The organism is Streptosporangium heterodermiicola (assembly GCF_051390675.1).
Taxonomy (GTDB): Bacteria; Actinomycetota; Actinomycetes; order Streptosporangiales; family Streptosporangiaceae; genus Streptosporangium.
In genome coordinates this window covers 53,935-70,818 of sequence record NZ_JBPJSR010000014.1, presented here as the reverse complement: position 1 = coordinate 70,818, position 16,884 = coordinate 53,935, and the positions used below count along the sequence as shown (strand labels likewise).

At 72.0% G+C, this 16,884-nt stretch carries 13 protein-coding genes; all 13 read left to right on the top strand.

The window, feature by feature from the left end; all coding sequences use genetic code 11:
* Window positions 1–45: 45 nt before the first annotated feature.
* The 13 genes from ychF (at window position 46) to ACSC1Q_RS27755 (ending at window position 16,855) form a co-directional block, all read left to right on the top strand.
* Window positions 46–1,134 carry a redox-regulated ATPase YchF gene (gene ychF, locus ACSC1Q_RS27815; protein ID WP_436761634.1) on the top strand — a complete coding sequence of 363 codons (1,089 nt, stop codon included), beginning with the start codon at window positions 46–48 and terminating at the stop codon, window positions 1,132–1,134.
* Between the two features lie 429 nt (window positions 1,135–1,563).
* Window positions 1,564–1,992: an NUDIX domain-containing protein gene (locus tag ACSC1Q_RS27810; protein ID WP_436761633.1), complete on the top strand. Its 429-nt coding sequence runs from the start codon at window positions 1,564–1,566 to the stop codon at window positions 1,990–1,992.
* Window positions 1,993–2,403: 411 nt separating this feature from the next.
* Entirely contained in the window at window positions 2,404–3,432 is a 1,029-nt protein-coding gene (locus ACSC1Q_RS27805; protein ID WP_436761632.1) for a conjugal transfer protein, read from the top strand.
* 151 nt (window positions 3,433–3,583) lie between these two features.
* Complete coding sequence (locus ACSC1Q_RS27800) at window positions 3,584–3,859, top strand: hypothetical protein (RefSeq protein WP_329093688.1); 276 nt, start codon at window positions 3,584–3,586, stop codon at window positions 3,857–3,859.
* A 47-nt stretch (window positions 3,860–3,906) separates the two neighbouring features.
* A complete protein-coding gene (locus ACSC1Q_RS27795; protein ID WP_436761631.1) occupies window positions 3,907–6,573 on the top strand; it encodes a TcpE family conjugal transfer membrane protein in 2,667 nt (888 codons plus the stop codon).
* 23 nt (window positions 6,574–6,596) lie between these two features.
* A complete protein-coding gene (locus tag ACSC1Q_RS27790; RefSeq protein WP_436761630.1) occupies window positions 6,597–6,902 on the top strand; it encodes a hypothetical protein in 306 nt (101 codons plus the stop codon).
* Window positions 6,899–9,391, top strand: coding sequence for an ATP-binding protein (locus ACSC1Q_RS27785; RefSeq protein ID WP_436761629.1), 2,493 nt, complete (start codon window positions 6,899–6,901; stop codon window positions 9,389–9,391). The genes ACSC1Q_RS27790 and ACSC1Q_RS27785 overlap by 4 nt, the downstream gene beginning before the upstream one ends.
* A 245-nt stretch (window positions 9,392–9,636) precedes the next feature.
* On the top strand, window positions 9,637–12,015 hold the full coding sequence (locus tag ACSC1Q_RS27780) for a type IV secretion system protein (RefSeq protein WP_436761628.1): 2,379 nt from the start codon (window positions 9,637–9,639) through the stop codon (window positions 12,013–12,015).
* A gap of 2 nt (window positions 12,016–12,017) precedes the next feature.
* Window positions 12,018–12,686: a hypothetical protein gene (locus ACSC1Q_RS27775; protein ID WP_436761627.1), complete on the top strand. Its 669-nt coding sequence runs from the start codon at window positions 12,018–12,020 to the stop codon at window positions 12,684–12,686.
* Entirely contained in the window at window positions 12,683–12,931 is a 249-nt protein-coding gene (locus ACSC1Q_RS27770) for a hypothetical protein (protein WP_436761626.1), read from the top strand. The genes ACSC1Q_RS27775 and ACSC1Q_RS27770 overlap by 4 nt, the downstream gene beginning before the upstream one ends.
* Entirely contained in the window at window positions 12,928–14,025 is a 1,098-nt protein-coding gene (locus tag ACSC1Q_RS27765) for a C40 family peptidase (RefSeq protein WP_436761625.1), read from the top strand. Before ACSC1Q_RS27770 ends, ACSC1Q_RS27765 begins: the two co-directional genes overlap by 4 nt.
* Before the next feature lie 14 nt (window positions 14,026–14,039).
* Window positions 14,040–14,453, top strand: coding sequence for a (deoxy)nucleoside triphosphate pyrophosphohydrolase (locus ACSC1Q_RS27760; RefSeq protein ID WP_436761624.1), 414 nt, complete (start codon window positions 14,040–14,042; stop codon window positions 14,451–14,453).
* 107 nt (window positions 14,454–14,560) lie between these two features.
* A complete protein-coding gene (locus ACSC1Q_RS27755; RefSeq protein WP_436761623.1) occupies window positions 14,561–16,855 on the top strand; it encodes a hypothetical protein in 2,295 nt (764 codons plus the stop codon).
* The last annotated feature ends 29 nt before the right edge of the window (window positions 16,856–16,884 follow it).

Sequence of the window (16,884 nt, the reverse complement as noted above, 5' to 3'; positions counted from 1 at the left end):
ACCGTGGCGGGTAGCAGTGGGTCATTCCGCGTAAACTCGGCTCACGTGAGCCTGAGCATCGGCATCGTCGGATTGCCCAACGTCGGCAAGTCAACGCTTTTCAACGCGCTGACGAAGACCGCCAACGCCCTGGCGGCGAACTACCCGTTCGCCACCATCGAGCCCAACGTGGGCATCGTCGGCGTTCCCGACCCGCGTCTTGAGAAGCTGGCCGAGATCTTCGGGTCCGCCAAGATCCTGCCGGCGAAGGTCGAGTTCGTCGACATCGCCGGTCTGGTCCGCGGCGCCTCGGAGGGACAGGGGCGAGGCAACCAGTTCCTCGCCAACATCCGTGACACCGACGCGATCTGCCAGGTCATCCGGGTCTTCAACGACCCCGACGTGACCCACGTGGACGGCGGCGTCGCCCCCGGGCGCGACATCGAGACGATCAACACCGAGCTGATCCTCGCCGACCTGCAGACGCTGGAGAAGGCGATTCCCCGCCTGCAGAAGGAGTCCAGGACCAACAAGGACCGCAAGGCCGCGCTCGACGCGGCGGAGGCGGCGTTCAAGCTCCTCGACGGCGGCACCACCCTGTACGCCGGGGCCAAGGGCGCGGGCATCGACCCGAAGGACCTGCGCGAGCTGCACCTGCTGACGGCGAAGCCTTTCCTGTACGTGTTCAACCTCGACGCCGACGAGCTGGTGGACGCCGACCTCCGGGCCAAGCTCTCGGCGCTCGTCGCACCGGCCGAGGCCGTCTTCCTCGACGCGAAGATCGAGTCCGAGCTCGTCGAGCTCGACGACGCCGAGGCGCTGGAGCTCCTGCAGTCCGTCGGCCAGGAGGAGTCGGGTCTGACCCAGCTGGCCAGGGTGGGCTTCGAGACCCTGGGGCTGCAGACCTACCTGACCGCCGGTCCCAAGGAGACCAGGGCCTGGACGATCCGCAAGGGCGCCACCGCCCCCGAGGCGGCCGGGGTCATCCACACCGACTTCCAGCGCGGCTTCATCAAGGCCGAGATCGTCTCCTTCGACGAGCTCATGGAGACCGGCTCCATCGCCTCCGCCCGCCAGGCGGGCAAGGCCCGCATCGAGGGCAAGGACTACGTCATGCGCGACGGCGACGTGGTGGAGTTCCGCTTCAACGTCTAGCGCGCCGACCACGAGCGACGAACATCGAGGCCTTCCCGGACCCGGTTGGGAACGGTGGCGCCCCCGCCTCCCTCCGAAACGGGGACACCGCCGCGACCGGCGTTCGACGACGCCAGGCCCGGGGCGTCGTCCGGTCGCGCCTTGCCCCGCGAGCGGCCCCTGGTCGCGTACCACCGCTCACGGGAGTCAATTCCGCCGTGCCGTCGCGCTGCTCACGATCCAGCCGGACGCCTGTTCCCGCACCTGCTCGGCCAAGATCACATAATGACTCCACGCCCGGTGATGAGGTGGGTCAGGTGGTCTTGCCGATTCGTACGGGAGCCGCAGGTTGCCCGAGGTTGTCGCTGGGCGTTGAATGCCATGGAATACCCAGCTCGGCCCAGGTTTTCTTGCCTTGAGGTGTAGGGCTGCTGCCATAGCGCCGAGCGATTGCTTTCACCGGGAAGAGGCCGCGCCCGCCGGTGGCCTCCGCATCGGCGACGCGGCCCCCGTGCCAAGTTCGCCCGGGGCATGTGGGACCTTCCCGTCGGAAAGAGTGAGCCCGGGGAGCCGATCACCGAGACCGCCGTACGGGAACTCAGGGAAGAGACCGGACTGGTCGTCGAGCCCGGGACGTTGCGTCTGGCCCATGTCATCCACGGCGCGAAGGGGGGCGAAGCGCCCAACGGCTTCCTGACGGTCGTCTTCGCCGCGCACGAATGGTCCGGTGAGCTGTCCAACCTCGAACCGGACAAGCGTGATCGGGTCAGTTGGATCGCGACCGACACCATCCCCGCGAATTTCGTCTCCACGACAGCCAGCGCGCTGACCCGGTATCTGGCGGGTGGTCCCGATGTCTCGCTGGACTCCTGGGGGTAGCGGGACGACCACCCATGGTTCCGGCTCGCCGTCCACGTCAAGGTGGGCCGGACATCCTGGCCAGGTGGAAGAAAGTCCATTTCAAGGGTATGTGACCCTGGGTGACGTATTTCGGGTTAAATGTGCAGGTCGCGACAGTCCCGGGGCTGTCTGGTTAGCAATGGGTGGCGTTTGAGTAATCAGCCCGCGCGCTGGCCAGGGGCAATGCGCTTTTCGCGGGTCATCGGCGGCATCGGCGGCCTCGTCGGCGATCCAGACCCGGTTTGCTCAGTCATCACGATGCCTGCAGCATAGGCGTGGCTTTCCTGGAAGAATCGGCTGGGCGGCTAGAGTAAGTGCGTCACCATGGCCAATGGGATCGGCGGCGATACGACCCCGTGCCGGTCAAGGATTGACGCGAGCGGAGGCGTGATGGCTCGAAGGTCGACGGTCCAGCGTGATCCCCGGATCGCTGGCGACCCTGAGCTGTCGGCATACCCGGACTTCCCCGACGATCCCGATCTCGATCGCGCTCCGGCGCGCGGGCGGGGCGCGTCGCGCGGACGCTGGTCCGGTGGAGGCGGCCGCTGGCTGGTGTGGACCGGCCGTGCCGTGCTCTGGGCGCTGATCATCGTCATCGTGGTGAACGGGGTCCGCGCGCCCTTCGAGCGCTTCACCCAGCAGAACGCCCCCTCGGGCGCGGTGGCCGCCCCCGACGACGGATTCCCCAGGGCCCAGGCCTCCGCCTTCGCGGCCCAGTTCGCCGAGGTCTATCTGAACTTCGACGGTGCCCGCCTCTCGGAGAGGGAGTCGAGACTCGCCCCCTACCTGCCCGAGGGCGTCGAGGCGCAGTTCGGCTGGGACGGTTTCGGCAGGATGAGCGCTGGAGCGGTGCAACCGTACGGGATCGAGGTCGTCGACGCCGACAACGCCGTCGTCACTGTCGCCTACCAGTCGGAGAACCGCCGCCAGCTCCTGTCGGTGCCCGTCTACCACGACCGGGCCTCGGAGAGGTTCGTCGTCGCCGGGCGTCCGGGCATCCTGCCCGCGCCGAGGGCGGCCGACCTGCCGCCCAAGCCCGCGCCCGAGCGCGACCGCGCCGCCGAGCAGGAGCTGCGCACCACGCTGGAGGACTTCTTCAGGGCGTACGCGGGTGACACCACCGCGCTGCAGCAGTACGCCGACGCCGGGGTCACGCTGCAGGGCTTCGGGGGCGCGTTCACCTTCGTGCAGCTCAAGGATCTCGCCGTGCCCGTCGCCGGGGGGACCACCCGCGAGGTGACCGCGACGGTCACATGGGGGGTGCCGTCGAAGGCGCCCCCGGCCGCCGAGCCGGAGCCCGCCGACCCCGGCCAGACAGGAGGCAAGCTGGAACAGTCCTACTTGCTCACCATGGTCAAGCAGGGCGACAAGTGGTTCGTCAAGGACATTCGCGGCGCATACCGATCTGTGGCGGGGTAGCGCATGATCGAATGGTGCCGGTCCACGGTGAGCAGACCCCCCCTGATCGATGAGCCGCCGGTCCGGGTTCCCGCGCCTACGCGCCGCGGGCCCGTCCCCACCCGGCGGGCACGATCGTGAGTACGGAGGACAAGAAGTGATTCTCAAGACCATGTTGCTGAGCGCGATAGAGCTCGCTCAGCCCACAGCTCCTCCGGCGGGTGTCAACACCGAGGGCCTCGCTGACTTCCTCCGCAGCTTCTTCGCACCGCTTTTCCTGGTCATCGTCTCGGTGGTGGCCCTCTTCTTCCTCTTCACCCGTGAGATCACCAGGTTCGTCCAGTTCATCATCCTGGCGATCGCCATCGGAGTGATCTTCTACGTGCCCAACATCATCGAGGTGACTGCCAAGGCGATCGCGGGCGCACTGGGCATCTCGGGGGGTTGAGACCGGCTCCGAACGGTCAAACAAGGAGAGGCGGAGAGGAGGATCACGTGGATCTGCCCACGTACACCAATATCTGGAGGATCGAGAAGCGGCTCTACAAGCTGTACGACCTACGGCTGCCGATGCCGCTCCCGATCGTCTGGATCGGTGGGTTCGTGGGAGTGCTGGCCCCGTGGTCGCTGCTGCTCTACCTTCTCGGCCTGCCCTTCGCCGCCCCCTGGCACGTCCTCTACCTGGTGCCGCCCGGTGTCGTCACCTGGCTCTCCACCCGGCCGGTGATCGAGAGCAAGAGGCTCACCGAGCTGCTCCAGTCGCAGGTCCGCTACGTGGGGGAGCCGCGCACCTGGTGCCGGATGGCCCCTCTCTCCGAGCCCGCCGAGGTCACGCTGAACGGCCGGATCTGGCGGGCCGCGCCGCAGCGCGCGGCCGTCAAGGTCAAGGCGTCGCGCAAGGCCAGGCACGCCCAGTCCAAGCGCGCCGCCGCCCGCTCGCGCGAGGTGCGTCCCGCCGTGGCCGCCGCCGCGGCGGCCGCCGCCACGGCTCCGGTGGCCCGCGAGCGCGTCGCCTGGGCCGAGGTCCACGCCCCTCGCCAGGGCACCGCCCCGGCTCTCGGCCAGACCTCGGCCGTCGAGGCGTCCCGGGCCGTCGAGGCTCCCAGGGCCGTCGAGACGCCCTCGGTCATCGTCCCCGCCGTTCTCCCGATGCCCCCCGCGACCTCCGTGCCTTCCGCGACCTCCGTGCCTTTCACGCCGCGCGCGCCCCTGCCCGTCGTGACCCCGGCCGCCGATCCCGCCGAGCCGGTGACCTCCTCCGAATTCGCCGCCTTCGAACCCGCCTCCGAGCCCTCCGAGCCCTCCGAGCCCTCCGAGCCCTCCGAGCCCGCCGCGTCCGTCGCCAAGGAGTCCAAGAAGTCGAAGGCCGCTGAGGGCGCCGGGCCCGTGTCCGGTACGCCGGTCGCGGGCACGGGCTCGCGGACGTCCGCCGAGCGCTCCACCGGTCGGTCCGAGGGGGACGCGGATCGTGCTCCGGCGGCCGGATCCGCCGCCGAGGGGCACGGGAGCGATTCGAGGGACGAGGCCCCGGCCGCGTCCGGCGCGACCGCGGCTCCGGGCGCTCCCATCGGTACCGAGGCGCTGCGCCGCCTGCGCAGGCTCGCGGCCTCCGCCGAGGCCCAGCGCGCCGCCACCGCCCCGGCCGTGGCGAACACGCCCCCTGCGCCGACCGCGCCTCCCGCGCCGTCTGTGCCGATCGTGCCGGTGGCGCCCCCCACGGTGATCGCGCCCGCAGCGTCTTCGGTGTCTTCCGAGTCTTCCGAGACCGCCGCTCCCACCCCGAAGCCTCCCGCCAGGCAGCGGCCGGAGGCCCCGGCCGTGCCGCCGCCCTCGGTCCCCGAGCCGCCTCGGGTGGAGACGCCCGCCCCGGCCGTTCCGTCCTTCGTGCCGAGGTTCGTCGGACCGGCGCCGATCGGGCGCCGTGCCGCGGAGGCGGCCGAGTTCCCGCACGACAGGCAGGACAGGCAGGACAGGCAGGACGAGGAGAGCGCGCGGCGCCAGCACCGCAAGGGGCAGCCCGCGCCGATCGGGCGGCCGGCCGGCACGTCGCAGACGTGGCCGCCGGAGAGGAACGCGGGCGAGCGGGGAGGGCCCGGCGCCCCCTCGGCCCCCGGGGTCCAGGCAGGCGGCATGTCGATCCGCGCGGTCCCGTCGGGATCGTCCACGGCGGATCCGGTCACCCCCGCGGTGCCGGTGACCGGTCCCTCGCAGGGCGAGGCGGAGACCAGGGTCCGCCGGGTGGAGTCGGTGGTCGGCCGTGACTCCTCGGGCGGCTGGCGGCGGCTCGCCCAGGTGGTGATCGGACCCGGCGGCGGTGGCCGTACGGACGGCTCGGAGATCGACGAGGCGCGGGCCAGGGCGGTGTTCAGCGGCAGCCGCCGGGTGGTGGTCCTGGGATGCACCGGCGGCGCCGGGCAGACCACGACCGCGCTCATGCTCGGCCACACCCTCGCCCGTTACCGGGAGGACCGGATTCTCGCGGTCGACGCCAGCACCGGCTCCCACGCCCTGTCCAGCCGCGTCCAGGGCGAGTCGCCCGAGACCCTGAGCTCCCTGCTCTCCGGGCTCGACAACGTCCAGGGATACCTCGGCATGCGCGCGTACACCAGCCGCTGCGCCTCGGGGCTGGAGGTCCTCGCCGGAGACAGCGACGCCGGTGCCGAGCAGCGCCTGTCCGACCGCACGCTCTTCTCCGACCGGCGGCTCGGCCAGACGATGGACATGCTCGACCGGCACTACAAGACGATCGTCGTGGACCCGGCGGCGGCCCTGGCCGCGCGGGTCCTCCCCTACGCCGATCAGCTCGTCCTCGTCGTCCCGGCCAGCGAGGACGGTCCGGACGCGGTGGCCATGACCTACGAGTGGCTCGACGGGCACGGCTGCGCCGACCTGCGCCACCGGGCGGTCATGGTCGTCAACGGGGTGAGCCGCCGCAGCATGGCCGACGTGGAGCAGGCGGAGGCGGTCGCGCGGGGCAGGTGCCGGGCGATCGTCCGGGTCCCCTGGGAGGACGCTCTCGCCCCCGGCAGGGCCGATCGGGTGGAACCGTCCCACCTGAGGGCACCGGGCCGCCGGGCGTACCTCGCCCTGGCCGGTGTCGTCGTGGCGGGCTTCGGAACGGTTCAGGCGGGTCGACCCAGCGAGGAGGAACTAGCCCAGTGATCCCCCGGGCGCGAGGAGATGTGGTGAGCGGGCGAGACGAGGTGCAGGTGGTGAGCGGGCAGGCCGGCGTCCGGGCGAGCGGGTTCGAGCAGGCGCGGGTGAACGGGTCGTACGTTCGGGTGAACGGGTCGTACGAGGTTCGTACGAGCGGGCCGGACCGGGTCGGTGCGAGGTGTTTCGAGAGGATCGGCGAGGTCCGGGCGGGTGGACGCCGTGGGATCCGGCCCGGCGAGGGGTCCGGAGGCCACGAGGGCCGCAGGAGCCACGGGGACCACGGGGACCATGAGGACCGGAGCAGGGCCGCGCGAGCGGTGGGGGAGGGGCTGTGAGCCGTGCCTCCCAGGCGCGCAGCCGCCTGGCCGTCCGATACTTCGACGACCGGATCCTGCTGACCGACTCGTCGGTCTGGGCCTACTTCAGGCTTCCCACCGTGAGCTACGAGTTCATCACCCCCGAGGAGCGGGAGGCGCTGGCCACCAACATCACGATCGCGCTGGCCGCCATCCGCATGCCCGACGCCGAGGTCCACCTCCGCGTCGCGCACCGCACCTACCCCGCCGCCGAGTGGGCGATGGCTTTGAACTCCACCTCCGACGAGGGGCCGGGCTGGCGCGACTACCTGGAGGACATGTACCGCCACGTCTGGGCCAAGGACTTCTGGACCAAGGAGGTCTACCTCGGCGTACGGCTCGGCACGCGCGGGCGGCAACTGGGCACCGGGGTCCTCTCGCAGCTCTTCGGCTTCTACCAGCGCAGTGAGAAGGCCCTGGGCATCGAGGACGACCACGTCCCCAAGGCGGAGATCGCCAAGTGGTCCGAGCAGGCGGAGCGGCTGGGCAGGGCGCTGTCCGCCAGCGCGCTGTACGCCAGGCACGCCACCTCCGTCGAGCTCGCCTGGCTCTTCCAGCACGCCACGACCGGCTCCCTCGGCGATCCTCCGGCCTCGGCGAGCCCCAAGCGCCGGTGGGGGCAGGGGGAGATCGAGTCCCTCGTCGAGGGGCAGATCCACAACGGCAGGGCGCTGCTGCGCATCGAGCAGCCCCAGGGCGACTCCTACGTGGCGCACATGTCCTTCGCCCGCTTCCCCGACCTCATGCCCTTCCCCGACGGCGAACCCTGGATGCACTTCGCCGACCAGCTGCCCTTCCCCGTGGAGATCAGTTCGAGGATGCGGCTGATCCCGCCGATCAAGGCGAGCAAGGACGTGGCGCGCAAGCTCGCCCACGCCCGCGACATGGACATCCACATCCGCGAGGCGGGCGCGGAGGCGCCGCTCGCCCTCGCCGAGCAGATCGACGCGGCCCGGATGCTGGAGCACGGCATCACCAAGGAGCGCCTGCCGTTCGTGTACGGCTGGCACCGCCTCATCGTGTCGGCCCCGACCGAGGAGATCTGCGTGCAGCGGGTCGAGGCGGTCGTGGAGCACTACCGTGACATGGGCATCGACATCGTCAACTCCACCGGCGACCAGTTCTCCCTGTTCTGCGAGACGCTGCCGGGGGAGCGGGTCAGGGTCAACGCCTACGCGCAGCGGCAGCCGCTGCGCACCATCGCGGGCGGCATGGCCACCGCCACCGTCGACCTGGGCGACCGGGTCGACGAGAGCGCCTCGGGCTGGATGGGCCCGTACGTCGGGGAGACCCTGGGCCGGGCCCGCAGCATCGTGCACTTCGACCCGCTGGTGGCGGCGACGCGCAACCGGCCGACGGCCATCGCCATCACCGGAGAGCCCGGTGGCGGCAAGACCACGCTGGCGCTGCTGATGATCTACCAGATGGCGTTGCGCGGGGTGACGGTCGCGGTCATCGACCCCAAGGGCGACGCCGACTCGCTGGTGCAGCTGCTGCGCAAGCGGGGCAGGAAGGCGCGGATCATCCCCCTGGGCTCGGCGGCACCCGGCCTGCTGGACCCGTTCTCGTTCGGCGACGACCTCGCGGCGAAGAAGACGATGGCCACCGAGACCCTGCGGCTGCTGCTGCCTCGCATGTCGGAGGAACGCGAGTCGGCGATGATCCAGGCGGTCGCGGCGGTGTCCAACGCCGAGGACCCGTCGCTGGGCAAGGTCGTCGACTTCCTGGAACGCACCGAGGACGCCGCCTCCAAGAACCTGGGCGCGGTGCTCCGCTCCATGTCGGACATGCATCTGGCCAGGCTCTGCTTCGACCCCTCGGGCGGCGACCAGATCGACACCGAGGGCTGGACCACGGTCTTCACCCTGGGCGGCCTCACGCTGCCCGACGCCTCCACCGGCCGCGACGACTACTCGTACGAGCAGAGGCTGTCGGTGGCGCTCCTCTACCTCGTCGCGCAGTTCGCGCGGGGTCTGATGAACGGCCTGGACCGGCGGACGCCGAAGGCGATCTTCCTGGACGAGGCGTGGGCGATCACCTCCACCCCCGAGGGCGCGAAGCTGGTGCCCGAGGTGAGCCGGATGGGCCGCTCCCGCAACACGGCGCTGGTCCTGGTCTCGCAGAACGCCGGTGACCTGCTGAGCGAGCAGGTCACCAACTGCCTGTCGTCGGTCTTCGCGTTCCGCTCCACGGAACGGGTCGAGGTGGAGCACGTGATGGCGCTGCTCGGGGTCGAACCGTCGGAGGAGCACAAGGCGGTGCTGCGCTCGCTCGGTAACGGCGAATGCGTCTTCCGGGATCTGGACGGTCGCGCGGGCCGTATCGGGGTGGACCTGATCTCGGACGAGCTGCTGCGCTGGCTGGACACGAATCCGACCCACGACAAACCCGACGAGAAAGTGCATGATCTTCCTGGGGGCGACAGAGTCGGTAGGCCGGGGGCTGCGGCGCTGGAGGTGCGGTCATGAAAGGCTCCCGCAAGGGGCGTGAGGGCTCTCGTGAGAGACGGTCCCTCAGCGGTTTCAAGGGGCCGAAGGGTCTTCGCGGGTTCCGCGGACCTCGCGAGCTTCGTGGACTTCACGGTCTTCACGAACCTCACGAACCTCACGGTCTTCGCGGGCCTCGCCAGGCGGGAGGCTCGGGAAAGGCGGGAGGCTCGGCAAAGAGGGGTTCCCGCGGGAGACGGCTGGGCAGGCGGATCGCCATCGGGCTGGTGGCGCTGGTCGCCTTCCTCGCACTGCCGCTGGCGTTCCCCGGCGACACGTCCACGGCCGTCGCAGCGGCTCCCTGCGACATGTCGCCCGACCTGTCCCCGGACATGGTCGCCGGAGGCGTCGACGGCCTGATCCAGCCGCCGCCTCCCGACCCCGCCCGGCCCGGCGCCCCGGCGGCGCAGGCCCCGGCGGTCCAGGGCAACTACGCGACGTACGGCATGAGCGGCCAGTTCTGGCACACCCACCTGCTCGGCTGCGACGACATCGCGGCGGTGATGGGCAACGCGATGGCCAACACGGTCTTCCTGTGGGCGAAGGCGCTGGACCGGCTGACCATCACGACCTACCAGGCGGCGGCCACCGAGGGCCCGCTGGAGTCGATCAAGAACGTCGTCGACGACATGGTGGTCCGGCTGGCCGACGCCATGTACTGGCCGTACCTGCGGCCGCTGGTGATCCTCGGCGCGATCTGGCTGGCCTGGTACGGGCTGATCCGCAAGCGCGCCACCACCACCGCCGAGGGCGTCATCTGGATGGTCCTCGCGGTCACCGTGGCGGTCTGGTTCTTCAGCCGTCCCGGCGACCTCACGGGGCTGGGCAAGGTCGTCACCGACAAGACCGGCGAGGTGGTCAACTCCGCCTTCTCCGGGCTGCCCGGCGCGGGCGGGACCTCCTGCCTGCCGGCCAAGGGCGACGCCAACCCGCAGGTCAAGGCCGGCGGATACGGGCAGAGCGGCGTGCCCGGCGTCGAGCAGAACTCCGACGCCCTCTGGTCCACCCTGGTCTGCAAGCCGTGGCTGATGGGCCAGTTCGGCACGGCCGACGCCGACGCCCCCATCATCAAGGTGTTCGGCGCGAAACTGCTGGAGATCCAGACGATCGACGCGGCCGAGATGAAGGCCGAGCAGATGCCGGAGGCGAACTCCCACCAGGCACGATATGAGACCGAGGTCGCCGACAAGCTGCAGAACACGCCGATGTTTCCCCTTTTCCAGGGCAAGGACTGGACGAGCCGCCTGGGGGTCGCGATCGGCGCCCTGATGGCCGCGGTGGTCGCGGGGCTGCTGATCTTCCTGGTGGCGGTCTCGCTGCTCGTCCTCAAGGTCGGGTTCCTGCTGCTGCTGATCATGGCGCCGGTCTTCCTGCTGATCGGCGTCCATCCGGGGTCCGGGCGGATCATCGCCATGCGCTGGGTGGAGATGCTGATCGGCACCCTGCTCAGACAGGCCGTGCTCGCCCTCGTCCTCGGCGTGCTCGTGTACGGCTACGCCCTGATCATCTCCACGGCGATGCCGTGGGGCATGCAGGTCATGTTCATGGCGATCCTGACGATCGCGGTGTTCTTCTACCGGCGGCCGTTCCAGCACCTGTTCTCGTCCATGGACGGGCACACGCTCACCACCCGGATGCTCGGCGACGCGGCGACCGCGCCGACCCTGCAGCGGGCCGCGTCCGTGCTGCCGCCGGTCGCGGCGGCCAGGGCGGGCCGGTGGGGCATGCGCAAGGCCGAGCCGATGCTGCAGGCGGCCGCGATGGCCGGCGGGGCCTCCGTCGGCGCGGCCGCGGCGGCGGTCGCCCAGGGCAGGGTACGCGGCGAGGACGGCGGCGCCACCCCGGCCACGCCGTCCGGCAGCCGGGTCCCGGTCGGCGCGCAACCGGCTCCGCTCGACACCGACTCCCAGGCGGCCGGGCGGCGCAGGGGCACCGGCAGGCCGGTCACCGCGGCCCGGCCCGGCGCGGCGCCGCCGCTCAACCTCTCCGGAGCCGGTACGGGCGGCGGCGCGCCCCCGACCAGGCCCGGGGGCTCCTCCGGGCGTGGCTCGGGCGGTTCGGGATCGGGCGGCTCGGGTGGTTCCGGCGGCTGGTTCGGCGGCCGTTCCGGCGGCTGGGCCCCGCAGGGCGGCTCGGGCGGCCGGTCCTCCTCCGGCGGCGGGTCCTCCTCGGCGGGCAGGTCGTCCGGTTCCCCCTCGGTCAGGCCCTCGGCGCCCTCGCCGGGCAGGTCCTCCGGGTCCTCTGGGTCCTCGGGCGGTGGTGGTCGCTCGGGCACGAGCATCTTCGGCGGTGGCTCCTCCCGGGGTTCCTCGGGTTCTGGCTCCTCGCGGGGCGGCTCCGGTTCGGGATCGCGTAACGGCGGATCGTCCTCCCGGGGTTCCTCGGGCTCGGGCGGTTCGGGCGGTTCGGGCGGTTCCGGTGGGAGCATCTTCGGCGGTGGATCCTCGCGGGGTTCCTCGGGTTCCGGTGGTTCGCGAAACCGCGACTCCGGAGGCAGGTCGTCCGAGGCGCCCCCGCTCTGGATCACCAGGCGGGCGGAGCGCGGCGGGGAGGCCGGTGAGCCGCCGCCGTTCTGGCTGCGCCCGTCCAACCGCGACAAGGACTGACGATGGTCGAGGCAGGCAACCGGCGGGGAGTCGTCTTCGCGGTGCTGGTCGTGGTGATCGCCGCGGTCGGCATCTACGTGACCATGTGGTCGGACACCGGGGAGGGGCCGGGGACCCGGGCGGAGCCGGCGGGCGTCACCCGTACCGTGGCGTCGGGGCAGGAGCCGGCCCCCGAGCCGTCGCGCCCGGCGGCGACGGCGAGCAACGCGCCCTTCGACGTCTACACCTACCTGCCGATGACCAAGCAGGAGCTGGCCGCGGCCGCCGACTACGCGCAGCGGTTCACCGCCGAGTACGGCACGTTCAGCTACGACGAGGACCCGGCGGTCTACGGCGACCGCCTCAAGGGATACGTCACGGCGGAGTTCTCGGGGGCGCTGCTGCGGACCGTCACCTCGCCGGGCACCGTCGAGGCGAACAAGGCCGACGAGGTCGTCTCCGTCGGGGCGGCGCGGGTGAAGGAGATCCGGCAGATCGACAGCGCCTCGGTGGTCTTCGTGGTCGTCGGCACCCAGAACGTCACGGCGAGGAGCGGGGTGAACGAGAGGACCGCGGAGTACGCCGTCACGCTCATCCAGGTCGGCGCCGAATGGCGGGTCCACGACCTCCAGCCCGCCGACTCCGGCCAGGAGGGGGACGACCAGCCCTTCGAGACCGGCGCGACCGGATGACCGGCGGCACCGCGTACGGGCGAGAGCGGACGGGCGGCGGGGTCACGTACCGGCGTGGCGGGACCGCGCACGGGCGGGAGCGGACGACGAGCGGGGCCGCGCACCGGCGGGAGCGGATCAACGGCGAGACCGCGTGCCGGCGTGACGGGATCGCGCACGGCTGGGCCGGGGTGGGCGGCGAGGTCGCGCATCGCCGTGACGGGATCGCGCACGGGTTCGGCGGGACGGGCGGCGAGGGCGCATGAGGAACAACAAGCACCTCCGGCTCGCGCTGATCCTCGGGGTCGCCGCGCTCTGCCTGGTCACGCTGATCATGGCGCCGATGATGATGATCAGCGGTTTCCCGTCCTTCCCGACGATCACCGGGGAGACGCGGCCCGACTGCGGCGAGGGCACGCAGGCGGCGGAGGACCAGTCGGAGACCGCGACGTCCGACATCCCCGAGAAGTATCTGAAGTTGTATCGCGAGCACGGCAAGAAGGTCGGCGTGCAGTGGAACGTGCTCGCCGGGGTCGGCAAGCGCGAGACCAACCACGGCCGTTCCACGCTCCCGGGCGTACAAAGCGGCACCAACTACGCGGGCGCCGCCGGGCCGATGCAGTTTCTCATCAGCACGTGGGGCGGCAAGGCCAAGATCAAGATCCCGTCCACGTTCAACGGCTACGCCTCCGACGGCGACGGAGACGGCTGGGCCGACGTGTACAACCCGGCGGACGCCATCCTAGGCGCGGCGAAGATGCTGAAGCGGAACGGCGCGCCGGAGGACGTGCGGCGTTCGCTGTTCGTCTACAACCGTGCCTGGTGGTACGTCGACCAGGTCATGGAGATCGCCGGGAAGTACGCCAAGGACGGCGAGGTCACCACCCCGCCCGAGGCGGACGACAGCTGCGACGAGCCCATGCTGGAGGCGGCGCCGACGAGCACGGTGGCCGCGATCCTGGAGTACGCGCTGGCCCAGCGCGGCAAGCCCTACATCTGGGGAGGCACGGGGCCCGCCGGTTACGACTGCTCGGGGATCATCTACATGGCCTACCGGAGTGTCGGCCTGACCATCCCGCGCACCACGTTCGGCCAGTGGCCGTTCGGCATAGAGGTGCCCGAGGGGGAGGAACGGGCGGGGGACCTCGTCTTCTTCAACTCCGGGCCAGGAACCGGCCCAGACCGTCCCGGGCACGTGGGAATGGTGGTCTCTCCGGGCAAGATGGTCGAGGCGAGATGCCGGTTGTGCGGGCCGATCAAGGTCACCACCTACCGGGAGCGCACCGGGATCGTGGGATTCACCCGGCCGTTGCAACATCCCCAGGTCCTCGCGCAACTCAAGGCGCGGGAGCAGGGCTGACAGAATCGGGAGCCATGGAAAAGGTCGTTGTGGGCGCAGCCATCGTCGACGGTGACGGGAAACTGCTCGCCGCCCAGCGTGCCGACCCTCCCGAGCTGGCCGGAGGGTGGGAGCTTCCCGGGGGGAAGGTGGATCCCGGCGAGGACGAGCACACGGCGCTGGTCAGGGAGTGCCAGGAGGAGCTCGGCGTGCTGATCGAGGTGGGCGAGCGTGTCGGCGGCGACTGGGCGCTCGCCGGCGGCTACGTCCTGCGGGTCTGGCTCGCGGTGGTCGCCGAGGGGAAGCCCGAGGCGAGGGAGCATCTGGACCTGCGCTGGCTGGGCGCGGACGAGCTCTACGACGTCGCGTGGCTCCCCGCGGACCTTCCAATCGTCCGGGCGGTACAAGGTCGTCTCAACGATGGGCAAGGTCGGTTCAATAAGGATTGATCGACTCCGCAACGTGACATAACTGCTACTGGACGTGGCGATGTCGCGTGTCCGTACCCGGGGAACGGAGATATGCGGTGACCGTATGGTGGCGTGGAGCTGGGTTAGTGTCGGCTGTCGGAGCGGGGGTGCTCGTCCTCGGAGCCTCGGGGGTGTACGCCGTCCAGATGGACGAGCCGGGCGTGCCGCCCCTCGACCTGGCGGCCGCCGCCGACTCCGGCACGTGGGCACCGGGGAGCCGCGCCGGCCGGGCGATCGCGTCGGCGCCGGGAAGTCGCGCCGGCCGGGCCATCCGCTTCCGCATCCGCCTGCAGGGACCGGGCACCGACACGCGGCTGGCGGTCATGACGACCCCCGCCGAGGCGCTCGCGGGCATCGAGTGCCCTGAGGAGACCAGGTCCTCGGCCCCCGTACCCAAGGGGGCGGGGGTGTGCGTGATCGGCGCCCTGCCCGCGCGGGGCGGCTCCGTCGACGTGCTGCTCGCCGTGCCGGAGCACCCGCGGGACGTCACGGTGACCGCCCTGGCCCGGATGGGCGGGCCCGGCGGCGAGACCGTGAGGCAGCAGGCTCAGAGCACGATCAGGAGCTCCGACGTGGCGATGCGGCCGGGCGGGGGTGTCGCCGGGGGGCTGGAGACGCTGGAGCACGCCCGCGCCGCGCGGGAGGACAGGTCCGCGATCGGCCGCGGTGTCGGGGCGCCAGGTGCCGCCAGCATGGTCCTCAGGATTCCCCAGACGGCCGAGGAGACCGGGGCCGCCCCTCTGGTCGCACCGGACACCCCGGAGGCCGTAGAGGCGGCAGAGGCGCGGAGGGCCGAGCAGCGCGCGTCGGCGTTCCTGCTCGATCTTCTCGGAAAGGCGTTCGTCCCGCCGCCCGCGAGGCCGGGCGCAGCCGGCACGGAGGCGAGCGGCGCCGCCGCGCTTCCTGTCCCGGCGGTCTCCGCGCTTCCCGCCAGGCCGGGAGCGCAGCCGAGGGCCGCCGCGCCGGTGAGCCCGCGGTCGGGCGCGCTTCCCGGGCAGATGGGCGCGCTTCCGGGGCAGACAGGCGTGCTTCCCGGGCAGACGCGGGCGCTTCCCGGGGAACCGGGAGCGACGGGAGGCCCGGCTGACTCGCACGAGACGCGGATCACCGCGCCGGGCGGCCGTCAGGAGGCCGGGACGGCCGCTGCCGCTCCGGCGGCCCCCGCCCCCGTCCGGGTGCCGGGCGCGGCCGCCGCCCCCGGGCGTCCCGCTGGTCCGGTCGCCCCTGATCTTCCGCCGGAAGGTGTACGGCTTCCCGGCGGCGTCACGGCCCCGGGTGTCGCGCCCGAGGCCGTTACCGGCGTGCCCGGTCAGGGGCCGGTCGCCGTACCGCCGGCGGGAGTGCCCGCGCCCCCCACGCTTCAGGGACAGAACGGTAGGAACCACTCGGCCGTGGATTCCCAGGCGGGTCACAAGGCGGCCGGGCGGAAGGCGCGCGGGCAACGGCACGCGGCCGGCAAGCCCGGTGCGCGCGGGCAGGGAGCGGGCCGGTCCGCTCTCCGGCACGCGGGTCCCGGCCGGCCGGGGATCGGGCAACCGGGAGCCGGCCTGCCGATGACCGGCCTGCCCGGGATGTCCGGGGTGCCGGGGATGCCAGGGGGGCCGGGGATGCCGGGGATGCCGGGGATACCGCAACCGGGTCCGGTCCGGCAGGACCTTCAGGCGCTGGGTCCCGTCCGTCAGGGAGGCGGGCAGAAGATCGCCGGGCGTCCCGGAGCGCGCCGGCCGGTGGTCGGGCCGATGGTTCCCGGTTATCCGGGGGCCGGCCGGCAGCCCGCCGTGCCCGGACAGGGCATGGGCCAGCCGATGCTCCCCGGTTATCCGGGGATCGGGCAGCCGGGCATGGCGCCGGGCATGGGACAGCCCGGTGTGCCGCCTCAGGGAGCGGGCGGCCCGATGGGCGGGCCCATACCTCCCGGCCGGCCGGGAGCGGGTTACCCGGGAGCGGGCGTACAGCCGGGCATGCCGCCGGGCGGGGCGCAGGTGCCCGGCATGCCGCCGGGTGGAGCGCAGATGCCGGGCGCCCAGCCGGGCGGAGCGGGAATGCCGGGCGGGGCGGGGATGCCGGGCGCGCAGGGGCCCATGATGCCGCCGGTCTCGATGGGAATGGCGGGGGCGGGCCAGATGCCCGGCCTCGTGAACGGCCTCCAGCTGCCGCAGGCGGGCGCCTTCCCCGCCGCGCAGACGCCCCCGCAGGGCGCGCCCCTCCCGCAGGACCTCGACGGCCCGAGCGCCCAGGTCCAGCCGGTCGCCGAGTCAAGCCCGTTGCTGACAGGGGTCACGGGCCTCCCGGCGGTAGGGGCGGGGGTGGGGACGCTGCTCGGTCTCCTGTGGCTGCAGCGGAGGATCCAACGCCGTCGTCGGTCGCGACACGTTTTGTAAAACGCGGTTTACTGTTACTTTTGCCCAAC